Origin of the sequence: Caballeronia sp. (genome assembly GCF_049581465.1) — a bacterium.
In the GTDB taxonomy this organism is placed as follows: Bacteria; Pseudomonadota; Gammaproteobacteria; order Burkholderiales; family Burkholderiaceae; genus Caballeronia.
In genome coordinates this window covers 1-3,000 of the sequence record NZ_JBAUSA010001286.1, presented here as the reverse complement: position 1 = coordinate 3,000, position 3,000 = coordinate 1, and the positions used below count along the sequence as shown (strand labels likewise).

General features: G+C 60.0%; 4 protein-coding genes. All 4 read left to right on the top strand.

The features are described from left to right. On the top strand, window positions 1-954 hold a 954-nt coding region (locus WCA53_RS31240; RefSeq protein ID WP_423920694.1), incomplete at its 5' end, for an LLM class flavin-dependent oxidoreductase. Between the two features lie 29 nt (window positions 955-983). Further along, complete coding sequence (locus WCA53_RS31235; RefSeq protein WP_423920691.1) at window positions 984-1,652, top strand: hypothetical protein; 669 nt, start codon at window positions 984-986, stop codon at window positions 1,650-1,652. Window positions 1,653-1,711: 59 nt separating this feature from the next. Further along, window positions 1,712-1,909, top strand: coding sequence for a hypothetical protein (locus WCA53_RS31230; protein WP_423920688.1), 198 nt, complete (start codon window positions 1,712-1,714; stop codon window positions 1,907-1,909). A gap of 208 nt (window positions 1,910-2,117) precedes the next feature. Continuing rightward, the gene (locus WCA53_RS31225; RefSeq protein ID WP_423920683.1) at window positions 2,118-2,714 is read left to right on the top strand and encodes a hypothetical protein; all 597 of its coding nucleotides are present in this window, start codon (window positions 2,118-2,120) and stop codon (window positions 2,712-2,714) included. Window positions 2,715-3,000: the final 286 nt, after the last annotated feature.

Below are 3,000 nucleotides of genomic sequence, written 5' to 3'. Positions count from 1 at the left end.
GCGGATGTCCTTCTGCAATCCATCGACCTGGCAGTTGCCGCTGAAGAGCTAGGCGCAGATGGAGCCTTCTTCCGCGTTCATCATTTCGCGCAACAGCTTGCCTCACCTTTTCCACTGCTTGCAGCGGTCGGCGCGAAAACCAGCCGGATCGAAATCGGCACGGGTGTTATCGACATGCGTTACGAGAATCCGCTCTACATGGCGGAAGATGCCGGCGCAGCCGATCTGATTGCCGGAGGACGGCTGCAACTTGGCATTAGCCGAGGCTCCGGCGAACAGGTTATCGACGGATGGCAGTACTTCGGGTACGCACCTGCTGCGGGCGAGACTCATGCCGATCTGGCGCGCCGCCACACGGAAGTCTTTTATGAGGTGTTGCGAGGCAAGGGCTTTGCGCAGCCGAATGCGAGGCCCATGTTTGCAAATTCCCCTGGCCTACTCCGGATCGAACCGCATTCCGAGAGCCTTCGCGAGCGCATCTGGTGGGGTTCTGGCTCGGACGCCACTGCGGTATGGGCCGCGAAGATGGGCATGAACCTCCAGACCTCGACATTGAAGAACGACGAGACGGGCCGCCCTCTTCATGTCCAGCAAGCAGAGCAGATCCGCGCGTATCGCGAGGCATGGAAAGAGGCCGGACATACACGCGAGCCGCGCGTGTCGGTCAGCCGGAGCATCTTCGCGCTCATGAACGACCAGGACCGGATGTATTTTGGGCGAGACGCCCAAAGCAGCGACACGGTCGGTTTTCTGGACGACGATGTGCGAAAGATCTTCGGTCGAGATTACGCCGCCGAACCGGATGCTCTCATCGCAGAACTCGCTAAGGACGACGCAATCGCAGCGGCCGATACCCTGCTGCTCACCGTGCCTAACCAGTTGGGCGTGCAATATTGCGCGCACGTAATCGAATCGATTCTCACGCATGTCGCCCCCGGCCTCGGTTGGCGCTAGAACCCAACACCTTTTTAGAAGGCAGACAAATGGCTAAGAAAGCTGTGCTGTTTACGGAAATGACCCCCGGCGCAAGCTGGGAGGACGAGTTTAATCGCTGGTACGACACCGAGCATATTCCCCCGCGCATGGAAGCACCGGGTTTCATCAATGCGCAGCGCTATCGCAACGTAGACAGCCCTGCCCATCTGGCGCTCTACGATCTGGAAAGCAAGGGTGCGCTGGTGACGCCAGAGTACAAGCAGATCAAGGCGAATCTGGATGAAACAACTCGCCGCATACTGACCGACGTCACGAATTTCACGCGCTATATCGGCGAGGAAATCGGCTGCTGGAAAAGGCCTGATGCAAACAACGCGTCCTTAAACGAAGCGGCTTTCGTCTATGCGGTGTTTTTTACCGTGCCCGCGGACCGCGCTGAAGAGTTCGACCGCTGGTATGAGGAGGATGACATTCCAGCATTGCTGGAGTGCCCCGATTGGCTCGTCGTGCGACGGTTCCGGATTGTGGAGGCAGAGCCCCTGCCGTTCACGCACCTTGCACTACACTACCTCGCATCCCTCGATGCCCTCGAATCTGACGCGAGGGAACAGGCTCGCAACTCTCCTTGGCGGACGAGGCTTGCTCAGGAAGATTGGTTCAAAGCACACGTCGCTGTCTTTGGAAGGACCGGGCAACTGTTCGTTGCGAATCGTTAAATCGTCGCGTTTCGCATCAAATCCAACTCTACTGTCTTCCTTCCGTACAGGATCTCACCATGTCCAAGCTCGATCTCGCGAGTCTTCCTCCCTCGCTGCAGAGCGTGCATACGCGTCCGCTGTTCGTCATGCGGCTGGACGTGCGGCCCATCATTTCGGTAGGAAACACGCCCGGATTGAATCGCCGCCTCGGGATCGTGCCGGCGGCGAGTTCGAGTCTGCAGCAAAGTACGCCCCGATCGCCACATGCAAGCTGAGTGGCCCCAACCTGCACGCCTACCTGGACATGTCCCACCTCACATCGCTGACCACAAGTTTGGCTTCCCAGCGGCAATCGTTTAAGGAAATTACGGACAGGCGTCGTTAATCCAAGTTGGGCAGTCATCTGGAATTTTTCCGACGACGCTGACGCGCTTTGCCCTCGCGTTGCCGCGTCGCACACTTTTGCGTTTGAATCCAAGGACCATGCAAATACAGTCGACTACCTCCGCAGCGGCGGCAGGACTCGGTGCGATCGGCACTACCGCACCTACGTCCGCGAGCACGTCCGCGTCGAGTTCGGATACCAGCAAGCCCGCATCGACAACCAACGTCGCCTCAGGTAACACGTCTTCCAGCACCTCATCGTCGTCGTCGGGTTCGGCGACGTCCTCGACTGCTTCGAGCGGCCATGCGGGGAGTGGCGCAGGCGGTGGCGGCAGCAGTGCTTCGACCGCCCCCGAGATCCAGCAACTGAAGGCGCGCATCCAGGTTCTCGAAGCGATGCTGGCCGCATTGATCGGGCAAAAGGCCTCGCCGGACTCGCAGACCTCTTCGAGCTCGGCGTCGAATCAGGGCAGCAGCGGCGTTTCTGGAAGTACGGCCAGATCCGGTCATTCGGGTGGCTCGGGCAATTCTGGCACCTCCGCTTCCCATAGCAACGGCGACGACCTGGCCGCCAACACAAGCAAGGCCAACCTGATCATGCAGGTCTTGGGGGAAATCCAGACGGCACAGACTGCGCTCGTTCAACTGATGCTCGCGAACGGCCAGACCACCGGCCTAGTATCGGCATCGGCATAAGGGGGCGCGCTAGCGTCGCGCTTCGCCCCTTCGACGCAGAGGGCACACCGCAATCTGCCACGGTCCCCCGCGCCTGTTTGTCATTGCGGGAGACGCGATCGCCTGACATCGACTCGCGACGCTCACTACATGTTGCTCTCGAACGCGGGGCCCGTCGCCGGGCGGCGTCGGGCCGTAGGAGAGTATCTGCGAGCCCTTGAAGAAACCAACCCGGTAAGTTCCGACGCCCCCGAATCTGCCGAGTCGTTGACGCCTCCGAAGATGATCTCCCTGACCGATCCTACCG